Here is a 17859-nt window from a genome sequence, read left to right as displayed (position 1 = left end):
GTAAGCGTTCGGTCAAGCCGTGGCGAGCGTACCCTGTGAGTGGATCGTGGGGGGTGGGCTCAGCGGTGGAGGATGCGTTTCCGGTGCTTGGCGAGGGGGCAGAGCCAGTTATCCTTGGCGGGCTTGCCGTACTGCTTGGCGGTGTCGTAGCGGTCGCGTCCCTTGGTGGTGCCGACGCGGATCCAGCCGGAGGCCCTGTAGACGCCGCCGGTGAAGCGGGGGACTTACCGGCGGGCAACAGTTGCGGGCGTGGAAGGGAGTGAAGCCAACTCGCAACCGGACGCTCTCCCGGCCCCATGAGTGGTTTTCTCGGCCCGTCCACATCCGCCGACCGCGCCCGCGGGGTGAGAAGCCGTCGGCCAGTGCACGCGACCAACTCGCGGGCGATCTCGGGCACCGCATCGTCGCCGGGGCCGTGGACGGCGCAGTCGTTCGTATCCGGCACGCCCCAACGCCGTCGCCCCCTCTCTTTCGCCCGAGTGTTTGCGCTTTCCCGGGGGCTAGCGGCAATCCGCCCGTCTTCGCGATCCGCTGGCCGAACCGGGTTGGAGGCGTCGCTGCGTTCGCTGAGGCTCGGCATAGCCGCCAAATTGCATGGCGGCTGCAACCGAACGGACCCGGAGAGTCAGCTACCCTACCGCAGCGTCCGCAAGAATGGGAGTCTCGTCGCCATGCCAACCCTTCGGAGGAACCTCAGCCCATTCGCCGCCACCTGTACTCGCGCCGCCTTGCTGTTGCTGCTGGCCGCTACGCCGTTGGCTGGGCAGTCCGGTGGAACCATCAGGGGCACGGTCGTGGACGCATTCGGCACCGCTTTGCCGGATGTCCCGGTGACGGCGACCGGCCCCGGCGTGGACGCGGCAGCCCTCACGGACGCGGAGGGAGCCTTCGAGTTCACCGGGGTGGCACCCGGCGACGTTACCTTGACAGCCAGCCTGTTCGGCTACGCGACACGGGTGATTCCGGTCACCGTGCGCGCGGGCGCGGTCGAGACGCTCCAGATCGTTCTGCACCCTTTTTTCCAGATCGCTCCGCTCAGCGTGGTGGCGGAGGAGCCCACGGTGTTCGCCCGCAACTTCGTCGCGGAACCGATGATGAGGCAGCAGTCGAGCATCACGGCGGTCACGTCGGTGATCGACAACCTTCCCGGCGTTTCGGTCCAGGAGGGGGATGCGTACGCCTTTGACGACTGGTCGAGCAACGTGGTCATGCGCGGGTTCCAGTTGACGAGCAACGAAGCGCAGATCGGCACCACCATCGATGGATTTCCCAACGGCACGTCGGACTACTGGGGCGGCGCGAAGGCGAACCGGTTCATCGACCCGATGAACCTTGGCGGCGTCGAGGTATCGCAGGGGACCGCCGACATCGCCTCGCGGTCGGTCGAGGCGCTGGGCGGGACGCTCAACTTCCTGACGGCCGATCCGGCGGCGGAGGCGAGCCGGACGGCCTCGGTGACGATCGGCGAGAACGAGGGCGAGCGATTCGCCGCGCGGGTCGAGACGGGATCGCTGTTCGGCGGCACGACGCGGGCTTGGGTCGCCGCGATCCGGCAGGAGGCGACCGACTGGATGGAGGGTTCGGCGAGGAACGAACGGGAGCATGTCGCCGCTAAGATCGTGTCTTCGTACGGCAACCTCGACCTCACCGGCTACCTTTCGCACGACGACATCCACGAGGATGTCTACCAGCGGCTCTACAGCGACGCGGACTTCCGGGCCGACCCGCGCTGGGACCGGCTGATCGGCCACTGGCCGGGAGTCCCCTATCTGAACCAGTTCTACCGGCCCGGCTGGCAGACGCGGCGCAAGAACACGCTCGCCTACGTCAAGGCCGACTGGTCCGTTAGCGAACTGGTCTCACTCAGCGCCGGCGCTTACCGCCACCACAACTGGGGGCGTGGCGACTGGCTGCCGCCCTTCATCGTCGACGTGGTGGACGACGGGGCCGGGCCCGAGTCGGAGCTCGCGGGCCGAGCGCCGGTGCGGGGCGGCAGCCAACTCGGGGTGATCCACTTCGTGGACGGCAATGGCGTCGCCGTTGGACCGGTGCCGGGATGCACGTCCTCCTACATCTTCAACTACTACGGGTCGGGCGGTCCCGAGGTCGACCCGGCGTGCCACCCGGGGGCAACGGCGGTTCAGTCGTACCGCCACAGCCACTACGGGAAGAACCGCCTCGGCGCGACCATCGACGGGGAGTGGTCCGCGCTGTTCGGCGGTGGACGGGGCAGCGTGCTGCGCGCGGGCCTCTGGTACGAGGACTCGCGTCGGGATCTCGGACGCGACTGGCACCGCATTCTGGATCCGGCGATCAACTTCAAGTGGGACGAGCAGGCCTACTGGCACCAGTACGAGTGGGACTTCCCGCAGGACATCATCAAGTGGTACGTCGAGGAGACGCTGTACTTCGGCCCGTTCGAGTTGGCCGGCGGCGTCAGGCAGTACCTCGTCTCCGTTTCGCGCGAGGATCAGTTCGGGGTCGACCGGACCCTGGATGTCGATTCCGACTCGAAGCTGCTCTTCTCGGGCGGCGTCACCTACGAGACGCCAGTCGAGGGCCTCGACCTGTTCGTGGGCTATGCCGAGAACTTCCGCGCGATCGCCAGCAACCTCCTCGAGGTGCCGGGCCGCAGTCTCGACAGCCTCGAGCCCGAAACCGCGTCGAACATCGATGTCGGCGTCCAGTACTCCGGCGAGCGGGTCGCCCTGAGCGCCACCCTGTATTCCATCGACTTCGACAACCGGATCTTCTACCTCGGCCCCCAGACTTCCGCGGGACCCAACTACCTGATCCCCGGAGGCGGAGCCTACTTCAACGCGGGCGGCATCGAGACCAGCGGCATCGAGTTGGCCGCCACCGTGGCGTGGTCGGGCCGGACGTCCCTCTACACCGCCCTCACGCTCAACGACTCGAAGTATCTCGGGACCGACGATCCGCTCGTCGATGCCGGCCAGGGCATCGTCGCCGGCACGGACGTTACGGGCGTGCCGCCCCGGTTGTGGGTGGTCTCCCTCGACCGCGACGGACCGCTGGGCGGCGGGCTGTCCGCGAAGTACACGGCGGCGCGCCGCGTCAGTTTGACGGCGGACTGGCAGACCGACGCCTACTGGGCGGTGGACGCCTACGTCAGCTTCCGGGGCGAGGCGTTGAGCGCTCTGTTCCGGTCGACGGAGTTCTCGATCGTCGCGAACAACCTGCTCGACACCCCCTACCTCTCCGCGATCACCGAGAACGCGGCATGGCTGGGCGCGCCCCGTACCATATCCATGACCGCCACCGTCTCGTTCTGACAGACCCTCGGTTTCCCCGCCTCGGCGCCAATCCTCGGGCCGGTTTGGGCAGGGAATCGCCGCATTCAAGGGAGGGCACCGCGCCCCGGAGCACTACAACAACTCCGGCACGAACCCCTTCATGTTGACCGCCACCGCAGACTCCATCCTTCGGAAGATCCAGAGACTATGTACAGCTATCTCCGGGACAGAACACTAGATCCGCATTGAATGCCTCGCCGAGAGCGCATCCCTGCACGGTGCAGCCCACAAAATCCGCGCCGGTCATCAAGCCGCTGGGCATGTCTGGAGGCGATCAGTTGATCCAAGGTGACCTTGGCGGTTCTACGGCTACACCGCAGCACGGCCTCCACGGCGCGGAGGCCGAAGAAAGAACCATCGTGCCACATGCGGACGACCTGCTTGGCTCTGTCCGTCAGACCGACCCCCTGTGGATGCTGGTGCGCCGAACATACGGATGCGTAGTCGAGGGAGCCACGACAAGATCATCCGATCAAAAGAGTTCGGTGCGGGCGCTCTACTCCTCGCCGGCGTCGATCTCGCGGGCGTACTGAACCTGCAATCTGATCCGCCAGGACCTGTCCATAGGTTGGATAGCATGACCGTTCGACCTGGGCTGCCGGATCCCACAACCGTGCCCGAATCAGGGCCTTGGCGCAGTGGAGGAACGCTTCCTCGACCGTCACCTTGAGGACCGAAATGGGCGGCTTGCCCTTGATCGCGAGCGGTTCGAGCAGCTTCGGGTCGGTGGAGATCTCGGCCCGGCCGTTGATACGCAGCGTCTCGGTGAAGCCCGGCACGAAGAAAAGCAAGCCGACATGGGGACGTTCGACGAGGTTCATCAACGTATCCACCTGACGGTTCCCCGGCCGGTCGGGAAGCAGCAGGGTCCTGTCGTCCAGAACATGCGCCAACGAGCCCGGAGGGTCGCCACACGGGGAGGCGTCGGCCCGCCCGTCAGCGCGTGCGGAACTGATGACGTAGAACGGGGACAGGTCGATGAACCTCCGGCAGTGGGCGTCCAAGCGTTTCAGGACCTTGAGCTCGGCTCTCGGCGCGGGCGGACGATAGACCGTGGGGAGCCTTCCATTGTGTCGATGGCCACGTCAACCTCCTCTGGATCCAAGTGGTGCGTATCTTCCAAGCTAAATCGTGAGGAACCAACCGGGGCCACTCATTTCTGCCCGCAAGTCGTGGTCCCCGCGCGCGGCCGGCGACGGGCAATCGAGCAGTCGCGGGACGATCCGCTTGTATCGGTCGCCACCTGCCGCTAGCGTTTCCTCTCCCGTCAGTCCCTCCTCACTTGGCCTTGCCCCGGCAAGGATGCATCCAATGATGAAACCTGCTTCAGGACCACCCGCAACGCTGCCCGGGCCGCTATCCGGCTCCAACCTGTTCGGCCGGAGCAACGACCAGCTTCAGCCACGAGCCGACGCGCTACCGTCCGCATCTTGGTTCGTTGCTCAACCGAAGACCGGCGAGCGGACGGAGGGCAAGATGGCTCTCCCATGCCGACGACATGCTCGGAAAGGGAGATCGAGGGTGCGAGTCCAATGGCCGAGATACCCGGGAGCGCTGCTCCCGGCTGCCGTAATCCTGTCGTGTTTGGTGGCTTCGGGGTGTGCCTCGCTCGTTCCGGAGAGCATGGCCCTTGGCTTTCTCGACCGCGCTGTCGCCGACGCCATGTCGCGCGACGATCTGGCGGACCTGCCCGATGGCCTTCACGTGATGCTCTGTGGCGCGGGGAGTCCGCTCCCGGACATCAATCGCTCCGGACCCTGCGTCGCCGTTCAGGCCGGAGATCACCTCTACGTCTTTGATGCCGGGACGAATGGCGCGCGCAACCTCGGCCGGTTCTTCGTCGATGCGGGCCGGGTGGAGGCCGTGTTCCTCACGCACGCGCATTCGGACCATATCGACGGTCTCGGCGAACTCGGCATGTTGCGCTGGCTGAACGGCGGCAGTGACCGGCCGCTGCCCGTCCACGGTCCTCCGGTGGTCGGCGACATCGTCGCCGGATTCAATCAGGCCTATGCTCCAGACATCGGCTACCGCATCGACCATCAGGGGGCCGATTTCGCGCGGGCGAGCGGTGCGGGTCTCGAAGCCTTTCCCTTCCAATTGCCGGGCGATGACCTTCGGACTGTGCTGGAGACTGCCGATGGCGTTCGGATCAGCGCATTCGCGGTCTCGCACGAGCCGGTCACCGAGGCGGTGGGCTACCGCATCGACTACGGAGGCCGGTCCGTCGCCATCAGCGGCGACACGAAGAAGTCGGCCAACCTGATCGAGCACTCCCGAGGGGTGGATCTGCTTCTTCACGAGGCCCTCGACAGTCGGCTCACCGACAGGATCGCCGCTGCGGCGGAAGCGGCCGGAAACCACCGGGCGGCACGGATGATGCGCGACGTGGCCTCGTACCATGCCACGCCGGAGGAGGCTGCGGAGGCAGCCGCCGAGGCCGGAGCCGCGCACCTTCTCTACTACCACATTGCCCCTCAACTGCCAGCCGCCCCATTGGAGAAGATCTTCCTCAAGGGCGTCGGCGACATCTTTGACGGAGAGGTGACCTTGGGAACGGACGGTACGCTGATCTCGCTGCCTCTGGCAGGGTAGGATGCCGTTGATGCCCTACAGGTGTGGGCGTTCTGCCGGGGTGCGGAATCGGGAACGGGCGGTGCCGACCGATTCCCGCGACGCCGGCCGGACTGGATCAGCCGCGACCAAGATGATGCGCGTACTCGTTGTCTTGGCGGTCGTGACACCGCTTTCTTCGGCCTGCCGCGATGGCGTCGTCGATCCGGTATCCGGTGCCTGTGCTTCAAGAGCCGGCGATGCGCTAGAGTTCGGTTTCTACGCGTTCTTCGCACCGGTCAGCCACAGCCAGGACTCCGACCCGGCCTCACCGGGGTTTGCCACGCACGCTGGCTACGAGGCCGACCTGCTTACCGCTCTTGAGGCGATGGAGCCGCACCGCATGGCCTTCGTACGGAAGCCCGTCAGGGACTGGCCGGGCATCTGGTTGCTACCGGCGACACCGGAAGTCGACATCGTCGGAGGCGGCATCACGATTCTGGAGTCCCGCACACTCGATGCCTCGGGCGAGCGGGCCATCGAGTTTACGTCGGGCCACATCGCTTTCCGTCAGTCGCTGCTGGTTCGATCAGGGGATGCGGAGCGCTTCGCCTCCTACGACAGTTTGGGCAGCGCCGTGCGGGTCGGGGTGCTCCGCGGCTCGACGGGAGAGGCACGGTTGCTCCAGATCACGGGGCTCACGAACGGCGACGGCGTGCTTGCGCCCGGGACGAAGATCGAGACGCCCCGCGGCGTTGTCGTTGCCGACGGGACGGCCCGCTACAAGATAACCGCCGCATATGCCTCCGTCGAATTGGAGGGCCGGACCCATATCATCCCGCCCTCGCCCGCGATGCCCCATGTCGTCCACCTCGGCGATGTATCGGGCGAGAGCGAGTTGCTGGTAGCCTTGAGCACGGGGTTGATCGACGCCGTGGCTCAGGTCGAGGTCGGTAACGGTGAAGCGGCGAGGGCATCGGGGGGCGCGTTTGCGGTGGCCGCCGTCGATTCCCTGGCGGAATACGGCGGCTTCGCCCTCGACGCCGAAGATACCGATCTGCTGGCCTGCATCGACGAGCGACTCGATTGGCTGACCGACAAGCGGCGGATCGGCTACGCCGAATGGCGAACGGACCCGGGCGTGTTCCTCTCTCGCGCTGCCTCGTGGAATCGTGGTGCGGGCGGGACGTAGGATCGTCCTGACCCGGTCACCCCGCACACGCCTGCTCGTCCTCCGACGGATCGGGGGTCCGTCCGCACCATTCGCACGGATGCGCGCGGCGCACCGAAGATCCGGCCTCCCGCAGGGCGTCCGCCATGATCCCACACGCCGATCCGATGGCCCCGATCCCGGCGAACATGGCTACGGTGGCTAGGATCCTCCCGCCTGCCGTCACGGGCTGGATGTCGCCGTACCCCACCGTCGTCAGCGTGACCACCGCCCACCACAGTCCATCGAGCACCGAGCCGAAGACCTCCGGCTGCACATCGTGCTCCAGGTGATACATGCCGAGCCCGGCGGTGATCACGATGATGGTTGTTCCCGCGAACAGCGCACCGGCCTGATCCACGGCGAACCGGAACGCCCTCGCCAGCTTGACGACGGCGCTGGTGCGGCTGGCGAGTTTCGCCGTCGTGACGAACAGGCGAAACAGGCGAAAGGCCCGAAGCGCCCTCAGGTCGAATCCCGTGAACGCCCAGAGCGGCAGGATGGCCAGGAAGTCCACGATCCCGATGAAGCTGAAAGCATATTCCTTCCAGTCGTCCGCCCGGCGAATGCGAACGCTCCACTCGACCGTGTAGAGCAACCAGATGGCCACGCCCGCCCAGAAGAAGAACGTCGCCGCGTGGGTCAGCGCGTCTACGGTCTCGGCGGTCTGGAGTAGCAGATCCGCACCGATTACGGCGAGCACGGCACGTTCGGTTCGTTCCGTGAACGGGGCGACCCGGCTCATGGTGAGTCTCCCGCCTCTGGACCCGCGATCCGTCAACCGAAGGTGCGGCGCAGCACGGATTCGAAGATGCCGTCGCCGAACCACTTGCGGATGAACAGGAGCGGGCGCGCCGATGCGCCCTTCACGTATCGGCGTCGCGGGCGGGCGGCGGTCGCCGCCTCGACGAACACACGGGCAAGGACCTTGGCGTCGGTGCCGCGATCGGCGGTCTCGGGACTGGACATCATCGCGAAGAACCGGTCCAGCGCAGCCTTGTAGGCGCTCCCGGCGTAGTACTTCTGAAGTCCGCTTCCCAACACATGGACGAAGTCGGTCCTGATGAAGCCGGGCTGGATGAGAACGACTTGGATGTTGAACGGCGCGGTCTCGATGCGCAGGCAGTCCGACCAGCCCTCAAGCGCGTGCTTGGTCGCGTGATACCAAGCTCCGAAGGGCGTGAAGATCCGGCCGCCTATCGAGGAGGTGTTGACGATCCGGCCCGCGCCCTGCGCCCTCATGTGGGGCAGGACCAGTTGGGTGAGGTGGGCGAGGCCGAACAGGTTCACCTCGAACTGGTACCGTGCGTCGTACAGCGGGATGTCCTCGACCGCGCCGTAGAGGCCGAAGCCCGCGTTGTTGATCAGAACGTCGATGCGCCCCTCGGAATCGATGATCCGCTGCACAGCCCGCTCGTTTTCCTCACCCTTCGAAACGTCCATCTCGACCGGGGTGATGCCGTGTTCGGACAGGTCGCGCATGCGATCCGCCCGGCGTGCGCCGGCGTAGACGGTGTGGCCCCCGCTGGCCAGGAGGATCGCGGCCTCGCGGCCCATGCCGGACGACGCCCCAGTGATGAGTATGATCTTGCCCACGATGCTGCTCCCTCTCTCGGTGTTGGCTGAAGACGCTGCGCGGCAACGGCGGAGATCGGGATCGCGGGCGGGCCTGTCCCTGCCGCGACCGGTCTCGACCCTTGGCCGGGTCCCGCCAAGGTGATCCACCAATCTAACGGCGACCGAACCGGGGCGGCATGCTGCCGGGGACACTTGGACGGTCGCCGCATTCGGGAGGGGCGCCAAACGTCGAATCCCCCTTCTCGACCCACATCCTCAGCGGCTCGGTCCGGAATCGCGGTCTGGCCCGCGCGGCAGCGTTATCACCAGCCGTGGCCGCGCGGTCTCGCGGCGGCGGATGTCCCGTAACACTCGCTCAAGCGCGTCACCTGCGCGCTCAGCCGCTCGACTTGCCGCCTCAAGGTGTCGTTCTCCTCGGTCTGCCGCTCGACACGCGCCCGCAAGGCCTCTACCTGCCGCTGCAAGGCTCCGACTTGCTCGGAGTGCCGCCGCTGTTCCGTTTCGTACTGCTCGGACAATCTTTCCAAGGCGGCCGTCAGCCGCCGTTCCAAGTCGGTCATGCAACTCCCTCCTCACTCTCTCGAGAGCTTCATGTAGGGCCGTCCGTCCATGGTGAATGCCGGACGGCCCGGAGTGTGGGCGGGCAGCAACATGTACCGATCCCCGTTGATTTCCTGCAACTCCACGCCCCACGTCGTCTCGTGCAGCACCGCCAAGGTGTCGCGCGCCCGCAAGGTCCTGAGCTTGACCTCCGCCAAGGTCTCGAACCGGGAGTCGATGCTCCTCGACAGCCAGTGCATCGTCGCCCAGCTGCCGCCGCAGATACCGAGAAAGAGGCTCATGCCGACCACCAGCGGCCTGAGCCAGGCCCTCATCAGCAACTCGCGCATCCGCTCGGTCGCCACCTCCGTATCGGCCTCGATGGAACGCAGCGCGTCGCTTCTGACGGCGCTTAAGCTCTCGCCAAGCCGCCTGAGCTCGCGCGTGGCCGTCTCCTCGATCTCCTTCCGGTCGGCCTCCAGCCTGCTCCTCAGCCGGGAAGTCAAGTCGTTCGGGCTCGAAGTCTCGCTCATACAGTTCTCCTCTCAGCCGCCACCGCTTTCCGCTGTCCAGATCGCGGGCGGTCATGTAATCCTTTCCTTGGCGCGGCACCTCAAGCCCAACGTCCTCCAGCGCGGAGACCACGTCGGCGCGGCCCTTGACCGCACCGTGCTCGACGCGCTGCACCAGGTAGTCGCGGATCAGTGTGCGCGGGTCCGCTTCGTGTTCGAGCCCGGCCCGCAGCTTCGACGCCTCGATGTAGGCCACGTGACCCGGCCGCTGCGCCCTGGCGCGCAACGGGTCGTCGGGTCGGCTCCAGCCGTGCTCGTGATTGAAGGCGTCCCGTAGCGGAGCGAAGGTCTTGTGCCAGCCGGGCGGCGCGATGTTTAGGCTTCGGCCCGTCTGTAGGTCGCACTGCGCGGCGAGGATGTGCGCGTGAACGCCGCCGCCGCGTTCGCGGTGCAGGACCGCCGTCCACGCGTAGCGGTCCGGCTCAAGTCCCGCCCAAGCGGTCTTCTCGAACTCGTCGAGGACGGCTTCGATCTGCTCGTCGGTCGGCCGGTCCTCTGGCGCCCACGCGATCACGGCCGACGTGTACTTGCGCTCGAAGTCGAGCGAGTCGGCCACGGCGGCCACCATGTCCGGGTTGCCGCGCAAGATTTCGACGCCCTCGCGCTCCTGTCCCGCCGCGTCCCGCTCGCCGACGAGATACCGAGCGGCCGCCCGCGCCGAGCCCTTCCCATGGGAGAGGAACTTAACGAGCATCGCCATCCTCCTCACCGATGCGTGCCACTGTGAGCAGCGACCGCTCGAACGACACCAAGTGGGCGATCACCGAGACGGCCTCGGCCGTCGAGGCGTGGGTGTTCGCCCACCGAGCAAGCTGGTTCAGGTTGTTTCCGATGCGCGCGATCTGTCGGGTGCGCTCGCGCTCGACGGCCCGCGCCGATGCGGTCCAGGTCCGCGTCCGCGCCATCGCCCCGCGCAGCAGCGCGGACGGCGACACGCCCGCCGCCACCGCCTTCTCCCGCCAGACGGCGTGTTCCGCGGGCGTGACCCGAGCGGCGACCATCACGGTGCGATGTTCAGCCACGGTCGCACCGGAGACGGGGTTCGGGGGCCTCGTCCCCGCGCGTCCGCTGCTCCGCCAGGGACGCGACAGACCGGGGGTTCGAAGGGGGGCGGAGCATCCCCTCGCCAGCCGCGATGTTCAACATCGCGTGTGCTGGCTTCCCGGCCTTAGACGCGTCCGACGGGCTGTTCCCCGGCCGCCGCGAAGCGCGCCGGCTCATCGAACCGGGCCGGCCTCTGCCGCCCGGCGAATCCCCCGCGCGGCCTCGCCGCGCTCACCGGCCCGAGCGCCGTCGAACCGGCTCTCGGCGATGCGCTCGCGGACCCATTCGTCCACCTCGGCCTCGATCCACCCCACGGCCCGCCCGCCCACAGGGCGACCGGCCGGGGGAAGCGCCCCTCTGCCAGCCGCACGTAGATCGTGCTCCGCGACAGGCCGGTGCGCGCCATCACCTCGGGCAGCCGCAGGATGCGGATCGGCGGCTTCGTTTTCTGCTCCATTGGGTTCTCGGTCATCGTCCTTCTCCTCCTCCTTGTTCGCTGCTTGCTGGTCGGTCTCCGGTCTCACGGGCGTCGAGGCGGATCGCGTCCACCGCCCGATGCCCCATCCTGCTCCGCGATGCACGCCAGAACCCGGTCCGCCGTCCTCAGCGACGGCGAGCGGCCACCACCGATCTGGCGCATCAGGTTCGGGTCGCCCAGCGCCTTCTTGCCGAACGCCATCGGGCTCAGGCCCGAGCGCCCGAGGAACGCGCTAACCCGCGATCTGAATGGCTCTTCCAGCGTCTCCATGCCTGAACGCTGAAAGACCATCCGCAAGCGCGTCAACCCCTTACAGATTCGCTAAACGCTTATGGTGTATCATGTTGTGTCATGGTGGGTCAGACCCGCGGACGAGCTCCGCCAGCGGCGCGGCGAGACGCCCCCCTCGGCGCTCGGACGAAGTCGTGTCCAGCGGGGCAAGCATGTCCCGGGGAGGCCGGTCCGACCCGGTCTTCGCGGTGGGGTGGCGGCAGCGCGACGGGCGCTGCCCACAGGTCGCGCTACGGAGCCGTGAAGCCTGTTGCCGACCGCGGTGGAGGGAGGGGGGTGACTACAGGAGGTAGTCGCTCCACTCCTGCATGACTTCGGCGCGTCTCTCAAGCAGGTCGGAGCGCTGATACGCCTGAACGACCCGGCTCTTGGGAACGTGGGCGAGGCAGGCTTCCGCGACCTCCGCCGGGACGCCGGTCTCGGCCATCCACGACCGGGCGCTCGACCGGAATCCGTGCAGCGTCGAGTCCACCCCGGCGATCTGGAGCACCCGTGACACTGTCTTCGGCGCAAGCGTCCGGCCGGTCCGCGACGGGAACACCAGCGGCGAGGAGCCCGACAGTTTGCGTGCCTTCCTCAGCACCCTCAGCGCGCCAGTGCTGAGCGGGACCGTGAACTCGCGTCCCGCCTTCATCCTCGACGCCGGAATCGTCCACCTTGCCGCGTCCATGTCGATCTCGTCCCACCGCGCGCCACGCGCCTCGCCGGGACGGACCGCCGTGAGCACAATCAGTTCGGCGCACAACGCAGCCAGACTCCCGTCCCCCACCCGGCGGATGGAACGAAGCGCCGCAGCGATCTCCCCGTGCGGCATGGCGCGGTGATGGCTTCCTGCGTTGCCGTTCGGCTTCGGCAACGCCGCAACCGCCCGGTCGACCGGGTTGTCCCGGCGGTAGTTGCGGCCGATGCTCCACCGGAACACGGCGGCAATCCGGTGCTTGGTCTTCCGTGCGGCGGTGGGCATCGAGTTCCAGATCGGGCCGAGGCACGCCAGCACGTCCGCGCTCGTGATCCGGTCCACCGGCTTGTCCAAGAGCGGGGCGGCGTGGAGCCGGAACGTGGACTCCCACTGCTGAGGCAAGGGGCTCCCGGCCTTCCACGAGTCGCGGTGAAGCTCGATGGTCCGCCGGGCGGCCTCGGCGAAGGTCGGCACGCCGCGCCCGCGCGGATCCTGTCCCCGGCGGACCCTCCGGCTGTTGTCCAGCGCCTTCTGCCGGGCATCGGCGAGCGTGACTTCGGGATACGGGCCAAGTCCGATCGAGGTGAGCCGCCCGTCGATCCGGACGCGCTGCCTCCACGTCTTGGTGATCCGCCCGTTGACCGTGCGGTACACCCGGAGGCTCAGTCCCCGGCCGCCTCGTCCGTCGCCGTAGACGCCGGGTCGGCCGACCGTCCGAACGAAGGCGGCGGTGAGCGTCCTGGGTCGCTTCGTCATGCGATCCTTCCCGATCCTGTGTATCACATACCAAATCACTCTACAGGGAAGAATACACGGGATGTTGGCGGACGGCAAGGGACGATGGAGCAGGACAATACCATCGAAACCCGTTGTCCAATAAGGTGTTATGAACGCACTGGCGTACTCTACTGGACTACCCGGGACAACAGCTATCTAGTTCCGCCGGAACTGGCCGGCATCGACAACCTGATAAACCTGCATCTGAGTGAAAACGCGTTGTCCGGCCCCATCCCGCCCACACTGGGCACGCTGCCCAGCATCACAAGTGTCGTTCTCAGCGGGAACTCGCTGACCGGCCCGATTCCGCCGGAGCTCGGCAGCCTGTCGACCTTGGAGGAACTGGTCTTCGACAACAACGACCTGACGGGCAGTGTACCCCCAGACTTCGGCCGGATGGCGAGCCTGCAGGAGCTGTCCCTCACGAACAACGCTGCGATGTCGGGTGCCCTCCCGGCCACACTTACGGCTCTCCGCCAGCTTGAGGGTCTCCTGGCCGACGGAACGGATCTGTGCACGCCCTCGGACTGGAGCTGTCCCGCTTTCACGGACGGTTAGTTTCTGTGGTTGATCGTCTCGGGCTCTTCTCCTTTCGGCCTCTCTCAGGCGCTCGGGAGAGGACGTCCGTGCGCGCCGCCGGTGCGCCTCAGGCCGCATGGTTCCTCTCGTAGTCTGCCGGCGACTCGTAGCCGAGTGCGGAGTGCAGCCGCCGGGTGTTGTAGAAGCCCTCGATGAAGCCGAAGACCTCCCGTCGCGCCTCGTCCGCCGTGCGGAAGGAGCGCTTCCAGATCAGCTCGCACTCGAGCGTCGCGAAGAACGACTCGCACATGGCGTTGTCGTACGCATCGCCCGCCGAGCCCATGGACTGGGCGATGCCCGACTCGCGACAGCGCTCCCCGAAGGCGAGCGAGGTGTACTGCGAGCCCCTGTCGGAGTGATGGACGATGCGCCCCCGGGGACGACGGCGCGCGAGGGCCATCGACAGCGCGGCCTCGACGAGTTCGGTCCGCATGTGCGTCGCCATGGCCCAGCCGACGACGCGACGGCTCCAGACGTCGAGCACAACGGCCAGGTACAGCCAGCCCGCCCAAGTGGGCACATACGTGATGTCGGCCACCCACAGCTCGTCGGGCCCGGAGGCCGAGAAGTCCCGCCTCACCAGGTCCGGCGCGGGCCGGGCCTCGGTGTCCCTCTTCGTCGTCGCCGTCTTGAAACGCCGCCTGGTCGCGCCCTCGATCCCCAAGCCCCTCATCAGCCGCCCCACGCGCTTCTGGCCCACCCGCTCGCCCTCGGCCCTGAGCGTCGCGTGGATCCGCGGACGGCCGTACGTCTCGCCGCTCCCGGTCCAGATCGCCCCGATCCGCGCCTCGAGTTGCGCGTCCCGCCGCGCGCGGTCCGAGGCAGGACGCTTGAGCCAGTCGTAGTAGCCGCTGGGGGAGAGACCCAGCACCCGGCACATGGCCCGAAGCGGAAACTCGGCCCGGTGCGCCTTCATGAACGCGTACCCCCGCCGGGGATCGATCCGCTCTCCTGCGCGGGGCACCGCCGCGCAGCGGTGGTCAGGCCGCGGCTTTTTTTAGGATGTCCCGCTCCATCCTGAGCCGCTTGTTCTCACGCTCCAGGCGCCGCAGTTCGTTGCGCGCCTCCGTCGTCAGCCCGTCGCTACGGAACCCCTCGTCCACGTCCGCCCGCCGGACCCAGTTCCGGATCGTCTGCTCCGACGGCTCGAACTCCCGGGCGAGTGACGCGGCGCTACGCCCGCTCCTCGCCAGTTCCACCAGCCGCTCCCTGTACTCGGACGGATACCGCCCCTGCCGGCCCGCCATAGGACACCTCCTTGCTTGACCCCAATGGATAGGTGTCCGTCAAAGCGGGGCAACTCCACTACATGGGCATGATGGTCAGGCCCGTTACGGGTGCAAACGGAGTCGCTTTTCTACCGGGGCGGTCGAGTTTTTCGATTCCCCGCGCAGGCACCATAGCCCATGAACTCGGCCACAACATGAACTTGCAACACGCTCCGTGCGGGGGCGCCGGTGGTCCAGACCGGTCGTTTCCGTATCCGGACGGATCCATTGGCGTCTGGGGATATGACTTCCGCGACGCGGACAGGCTGGTGAATCCCCAAAGGCCGGATCTGATGTCCTACTGTTCTGCACGGTGGATCAGCGACTACGGCTTCAACAATGCGCTCCGTTATCGCCTCTTCGACGAGGGACCGGCGGCGGTTGCAGCTGCCGTCTCATCAGTTGAGTCGCTGCTCCTCTGGGGCGGAATCGGCGCCGACAGCGTACCCTACCTGGAACCGACATTCGTCATCGAGGCGCCCGCAACACTACCGGATTCCGCGGGCGCATACCGGCTTACCGGGCGGTCGGACTCCAGAGTTGAGTTGTTCTCACTAGCCTTCGCAATGCCCGAGACCGCCGACGGCGACGGTAGTTCTGCCTTCGCGTTTGTTCTGCCAGTGCGACCCGGTTGGGAGGGCAACCTGGCCAGCATCACCCTGACCGGCCCCGGAGGCTCGTTCACCCTGGACGGGGATAGCGATCTCTCGGTTGCGATCCTGCGCAATCCCCGCAACGGACAGGTGCGGGGCATCCTGCGCGACCTGCCGGGTCCGGCCCAAGCCGCCATGGACTCGGCAACGGTCCAGGCCGGACCCGGTCTGGAAGTGCTGTTCAGCCGCGGGATCCCGGATGCGGCGGTCTGGAATCGCTGACGGTTCTGCGTCTCGATATCCGTGCCGGTTGGACCGCCCCTTCGGAGCTGTGCCGGTGGCTCGGGGCTGGAGCAGGTAGTCCCGAATCAGATCGCGCGGCTCGGTTCGAGCCGTAGGCCCGCCCGCATCCGCGCCGCCTCGACGTAGGCGCGGTGAGGAACCGGGGTCTGAAGGCTGAATCGTCCGCACCTGCCACCAAGGTAACGCGCGGTACGGCCGGTGGCCCCGTTGCGGGTCCCGGCGCGCGCCCCGAGAATCCTCCGACCCCGCCTCAGGCGGCCGTCCTCCCCGAACCGGGCGTACACGAGATGAAGATCGCACTCGTTCAGCAGTCCGCCGGACCCGACCGCAGCCGCAACCTGGAACGCGCACTCGATGCGATGGGGCGCGCCGCGTCGGAGGGTGCCGATCTCGTCGCGTTCCCCGAACTCGCGATCGACTGCTTCTTCCCGCAGCGTCCGGATGACCCCGGCGCCGCGGAGATCGCGGAGCCGATCCCCGGCCCCACGTGTGACCGAGTCGCCGCGCGCGCCGCCGAACTTGGCCTCGTCACCGTCTTCAACCAGTACGAACTCGGAGACGACGGACGGTGCTACGACAGCACGCCCGTGTTCGATACGGACGGCTCGCTCCTCGGCGTGACGCGGATGATGCACATCACCGAGTACGCGTGCTTCCACGAACAGCACTACTACGCGAAGGGCGACACCGACGCGCTCGTATACGACACCGCTGTGGGCCGGGTGGGCGTCGCGATCTGCTACGACCGCCACTATCCGGAGTACATGCGGCGCCTGGGAGAGCAGGGGGCGCAGCTCGTCGTCATCCCCCAGGCCGGGGCGGTCGGCGAGTGGCCCGAGGGGCTGTTCGAGGCCGAGTTGCGCGTGGCCGCCTTCCAGAACGGCTACTTCGTCGCGCTGGCCAACCGCGTGGGCGAGGAACCGCGCCTCACCTTCGCCGGAGAGTCCTTCGTCGTCGACCCCGAGGGCATGATCCTCGCGCGGGCGCCTGAAGGAGAAGAGGCGATCCTCTGCGCCGACGTGGACCTCTCCCGGTGCACGACCTCCACCGCACGCCGGCTCTTTTGGCGCGACCGGCGCCCCGAAGTGTATGCGCGCTGGGCCGAGCGCTTCGCCACGGCGTCGTCCGTGCCCGGCCGCTGACTCCCGCTCCCAGCCGCCGACGACTCCCGCTCGTGGAACTCCTCATCGTCGTGGTCGCCCTCATCGGTCTGATGGCCATCATCCGTCTCTTGATGCCCCGGATCGTCCCCTTCTTCGTCTTCTATCCGGAAACGTTGGAACCGCACGAGACCCACCCGAGATACTGGGGGTTCCCGCAGGCCACGGAGGTGCGGATTTCCACCGAGGACGGGCTCGAACTGCACGCCTGGTGGTTTCCGGCGGATCCACCGGAGTCCAGGCTTGGGACCGCGATCTACTTCCACGGAAACGCCGGCCACCTGGGAGATCGCGGGGCGGTGGCGGCGGCGCTCTCGAACCTCGGACTCGACATCCTCCTGCCCGACTATCGAGGCTACGGAGCGAGCGAGGGGAAGCCCTCCGAGGAAGGTCTCTACGCGGACGCGAGAGCCGTATATCGCTGGCTGCTGGACGAGCGGGGCGCCGATCCGGAGCGGCTGCTTCCCGTGGGGAACTCCCTCGGAAGCTCGGTGGCGGCGGAACTGGCGGTGAGTCGGCCCGTAGCCGGTGTCGTCCTCCTCGGGCCGTTCACGGATACCGCGGCCATCGCCAGGCACCGCCTGTCGTGGCTCCCCGACTGGTACCTGGACTGGCTGCACAACCGCTTCGACACACTGGAGCGGGCGCCCCGCATCGAGGTGCCGACGTTTGTCGGCGCCGCCGAGGACGACGGGGTGATTCCGCCCGGGCAGAGCCGCGAGGTCTTCGAGGCGCTGGAGGGACCCCGCCGCTGGCTCGAGATCCCGGGGGCGGGGCACAACGACATCTTCTCACACGAACTTCTTTGGCGGGAACTCCACCGCTTCACCCGCGATATTCTGGCTGGTGAGCCGACCGAACCGCGACCGGAGCGCTGAACCGTCCGCTAGCAGTCCGTGACAAGACCCCGCGTCAGCGCC

At 67.4% G+C, this 17859-nt stretch carries 15 protein-coding genes and 5 pseudogenes; 9 read left to right on the top strand and 11 right to left on the bottom strand.

The window, feature by feature from the left end; all coding sequences use genetic code 11:
* The first annotated feature begins 296 nt into the window (after window positions 1–296).
* Window positions 297–3293: a TonB-dependent receptor gene (locus tag ACOOGH_RS07475; protein WP_420448322.1), complete on the top strand. Its 2997-nt coding sequence runs from the start codon at window positions 297–299 to the stop codon at window positions 3291–3293.
* A 485-nt stretch (window positions 3294–3778) separates the two neighbouring features.
* Here ACOOGH_RS07475 and ACOOGH_RS07470 read toward each other — a convergent pair.
* A pseudogene (locus ACOOGH_RS07470) lies at window positions 3779–4363 on the bottom strand (MSMEG_1061 family FMN-dependent PPOX-type flavoprotein); the annotation flags it as partial.
* Window positions 4364–4937: 574 nt separating this feature from the next.
* Here ACOOGH_RS07470 and ACOOGH_RS07465 point away from each other — a divergent pair.
* Complete coding sequence (locus ACOOGH_RS07465; RefSeq protein ID WP_420448321.1) at window positions 4938–5909, top strand: MBL fold metallo-hydrolase; 972 nt, start codon at window positions 4938–4940, stop codon at window positions 5907–5909.
* A gap of 112 nt (window positions 5910–6021) precedes the next feature.
* Window positions 6022–7059 carry a hypothetical protein gene (locus tag ACOOGH_RS07460; RefSeq protein ID WP_420448320.1) on the top strand — a complete coding sequence of 346 codons (1038 nt, stop codon included), beginning with the start codon at window positions 6022–6024 and terminating at the stop codon, window positions 7057–7059.
* Between the two features lie 16 nt (window positions 7060–7075).
* Here the strand turns inward: ACOOGH_RS07460 and ACOOGH_RS07455 are convergent, their stop codons facing one another.
* The 4 genes from ACOOGH_RS07455 to ACOOGH_RS07440 all read right to left on the bottom strand — a co-directional run bounded on the left by ACOOGH_RS07455 (window position 7076) and on the right by ACOOGH_RS07440 (window position 9728).
* A complete protein-coding gene (locus ACOOGH_RS07455; RefSeq protein ID WP_420448319.1) occupies window positions 7076–7822 on the bottom strand; it encodes an ion transporter in 747 nt (248 codons plus the stop codon).
* Window positions 7823–7854: 32 nt separating this feature from the next.
* A complete protein-coding gene (locus tag ACOOGH_RS07450) occupies window positions 7855–8673 on the bottom strand; it encodes an oxidoreductase (protein WP_420448318.1) in 819 nt (272 codons plus the stop codon).
* 284 nt (window positions 8674–8957) lie between these two features.
* Window positions 8958–9215, bottom strand: a complete 258-nt coding sequence (locus ACOOGH_RS07445) for a hypothetical protein (RefSeq protein WP_420450163.1) — start codon at window positions 9213–9215, stop codon at window positions 8958–8960.
* Between the two features lie 12 nt (window positions 9216–9227).
* Entirely contained in the window at window positions 9228–9728 is a 501-nt protein-coding gene (locus ACOOGH_RS07440) for a hypothetical protein (RefSeq protein WP_420450162.1), read from the bottom strand.
* Between the two features lie 67 nt (window positions 9729–9795).
* Here ACOOGH_RS07440 and ACOOGH_RS07435 point away from each other — a divergent pair, with 67 nt between their 5' ends.
* Window positions 9796–10044 carry a hypothetical protein gene (locus ACOOGH_RS07435; RefSeq protein ID WP_420450161.1) on the top strand — a complete coding sequence of 83 codons (249 nt, stop codon included), beginning with the start codon at window positions 9796–9798 and terminating at the stop codon, window positions 10042–10044.
* A gap of 27 nt (window positions 10045–10071) precedes the next feature.
* Here the strand turns inward: ACOOGH_RS07435 and ACOOGH_RS07430 are convergent.
* The 5 genes and pseudogenes from ACOOGH_RS07430 to ACOOGH_RS07410 all read right to left on the bottom strand — a co-directional run.
* A pseudogene (locus ACOOGH_RS07430) lies at window positions 10072–10335 on the bottom strand (relaxase/mobilization nuclease domain-containing protein); the annotation flags it as partial.
* Between the two features lie 115 nt (window positions 10336–10450).
* The gene (locus ACOOGH_RS07425) at window positions 10451–10789 is read right to left on the bottom strand and encodes a MobC family plasmid mobilization relaxosome protein (RefSeq protein WP_420448317.1); all 339 of its coding nucleotides are present in this window, start codon (window positions 10787–10789) and stop codon (window positions 10451–10453) included.
* Between the two features lie 195 nt (window positions 10790–10984).
* A pseudogene (locus ACOOGH_RS07420) lies at window positions 10985–11268 on the bottom strand (helix-turn-helix transcriptional regulator).
* 63 nt (window positions 11269–11331) lie between these two features.
* The gene (locus tag ACOOGH_RS07415; protein ID WP_420448316.1) at window positions 11332–11490 is read right to left on the bottom strand and encodes a hypothetical protein; all 159 of its coding nucleotides are present in this window, start codon (window positions 11488–11490) and stop codon (window positions 11332–11334) included.
* 370 nt (window positions 11491–11860) lie between these two features.
* Complete coding sequence (locus tag ACOOGH_RS07410; RefSeq protein ID WP_420448315.1) at window positions 11861–13015, bottom strand: tyrosine-type recombinase/integrase; 1155 nt, start codon at window positions 13013–13015, stop codon at window positions 11861–11863.
* Between the two features lie 84 nt (window positions 13016–13099).
* Between ACOOGH_RS07410 and ACOOGH_RS07405 the strand changes: the two genes are divergently transcribed.
* Entirely contained in the window at window positions 13100–13594 is a 495-nt protein-coding gene (locus ACOOGH_RS07405) for a hypothetical protein (RefSeq protein ID WP_420448314.1), read from the top strand.
* A gap of 88 nt (window positions 13595–13682) precedes the next feature.
* Here ACOOGH_RS07405 and ACOOGH_RS07400 read toward each other — a convergent pair.
* Window positions 13683–14862 (bottom strand): annotated as a pseudogene (locus ACOOGH_RS07400) (IS3 family transposase).
* A gap of 62 nt (window positions 14863–14924) precedes the next feature.
* Between ACOOGH_RS07400 and ACOOGH_RS07395 the strand changes: the two are divergent.
* The 4 genes and pseudogenes from ACOOGH_RS07395 to ACOOGH_RS07380 form a co-directional block, all read left to right on the top strand.
* Window positions 14925–15128, top strand: a pseudogene (locus tag ACOOGH_RS07395) (M66 family metalloprotease); the annotation flags it as partial.
* 48 nt (window positions 15129–15176) lie between these two features.
* Complete coding sequence (locus ACOOGH_RS07390) at window positions 15177–15758, top strand: hypothetical protein (protein ID WP_420450160.1); 582 nt, start codon at window positions 15177–15179, stop codon at window positions 15756–15758.
* A 308-nt stretch (window positions 15759–16066) separates the two neighbouring features.
* Window positions 16067–16921 (top strand): carbon-nitrogen hydrolase family protein, encoded by an 855-nt coding sequence (locus ACOOGH_RS07385; protein ID WP_420448313.1) that lies wholly within the window; start codon window positions 16067–16069, stop codon window positions 16919–16921.
* A 32-nt stretch (window positions 16922–16953) separates the two neighbouring features.
* Window positions 16954–17817, top strand: coding sequence for an alpha/beta hydrolase (locus tag ACOOGH_RS07380; RefSeq protein ID WP_420448312.1), 864 nt, complete (start codon window positions 16954–16956; stop codon window positions 17815–17817).
* Window positions 17818–17859 lie beyond the last annotated feature (42 nt).

Origin of the sequence: Candidatus Palauibacter sp., from assembly GCF_965213655.1 — a bacterium.
GTDB lineage: Bacteria > Gemmatimonadota > Gemmatimonadetes > Palauibacterales > Palauibacteraceae > Palauibacter.
This window is presented reverse-complemented; position numbering and strand designations above follow the sequence as displayed.

Coding starts and splice junctions, on each gene's coding strand:
- ACOOGH_RS07440 (WP_420450162.1), bottom strand. CDS start 9,728: ATGAGCGAGACTTCGAGCCCGAACGACTTGACTTCCCGGCTGAGGAGC.
- ACOOGH_RS07390 (WP_420450160.1), top strand. CDS start 15,177: ATGTCCTACTGTTCTGCACGGTGGATCAGCGACTACGGCTTCAACAAT.
- ACOOGH_RS07455 (WP_420448319.1), bottom strand. CDS start 7,822: ATGAGCCGGGTCGCCCCGTTCACGGAACGAACCGAACGTGCCGTGCTC.
- ACOOGH_RS07460 (WP_420448320.1), top strand. CDS start 6,022: ATGATGCGCGTACTCGTTGTCTTGGCGGTCGTGACACCGCTTTCTTCG.
- ACOOGH_RS07385 (WP_420448313.1), top strand. CDS start 16,067: ATGAAGATCGCACTCGTTCAGCAGTCCGCCGGACCCGACCGCAGCCGC.
- ACOOGH_RS07445 (WP_420450163.1), bottom strand. CDS start 9,215: ATGACCGACTTGGAACGGCGGCTGACGGCCGCCTTGGAAAGATTGTCC.
- ACOOGH_RS07415 (WP_420448316.1), bottom strand. CDS start 11,490: ATGGCGTTCGGCAAGAAGGCGCTGGGCGACCCGAACCTGATGCGCCAG.
- ACOOGH_RS07410 (WP_420448315.1), bottom strand. CDS start 13,015: ATGACGAAGCGACCCAGGACGCTCACCGCCGCCTTCGTTCGGACGGTC.
- ACOOGH_RS07475 (WP_420448322.1), top strand. CDS start 297: ATGAGTGGTTTTCTCGGCCCGTCCACATCCGCCGACCGCGCCCGCGGG.
- ACOOGH_RS07405 (WP_420448314.1), top strand. CDS start 13,100: ATGGAGCAGGACAATACCATCGAAACCCGTTGTCCAATAAGGTGTTAT.
- ACOOGH_RS07465 (WP_420448321.1), top strand. CDS start 4,938: ATGGCCCTTGGCTTTCTCGACCGCGCTGTCGCCGACGCCATGTCGCGC.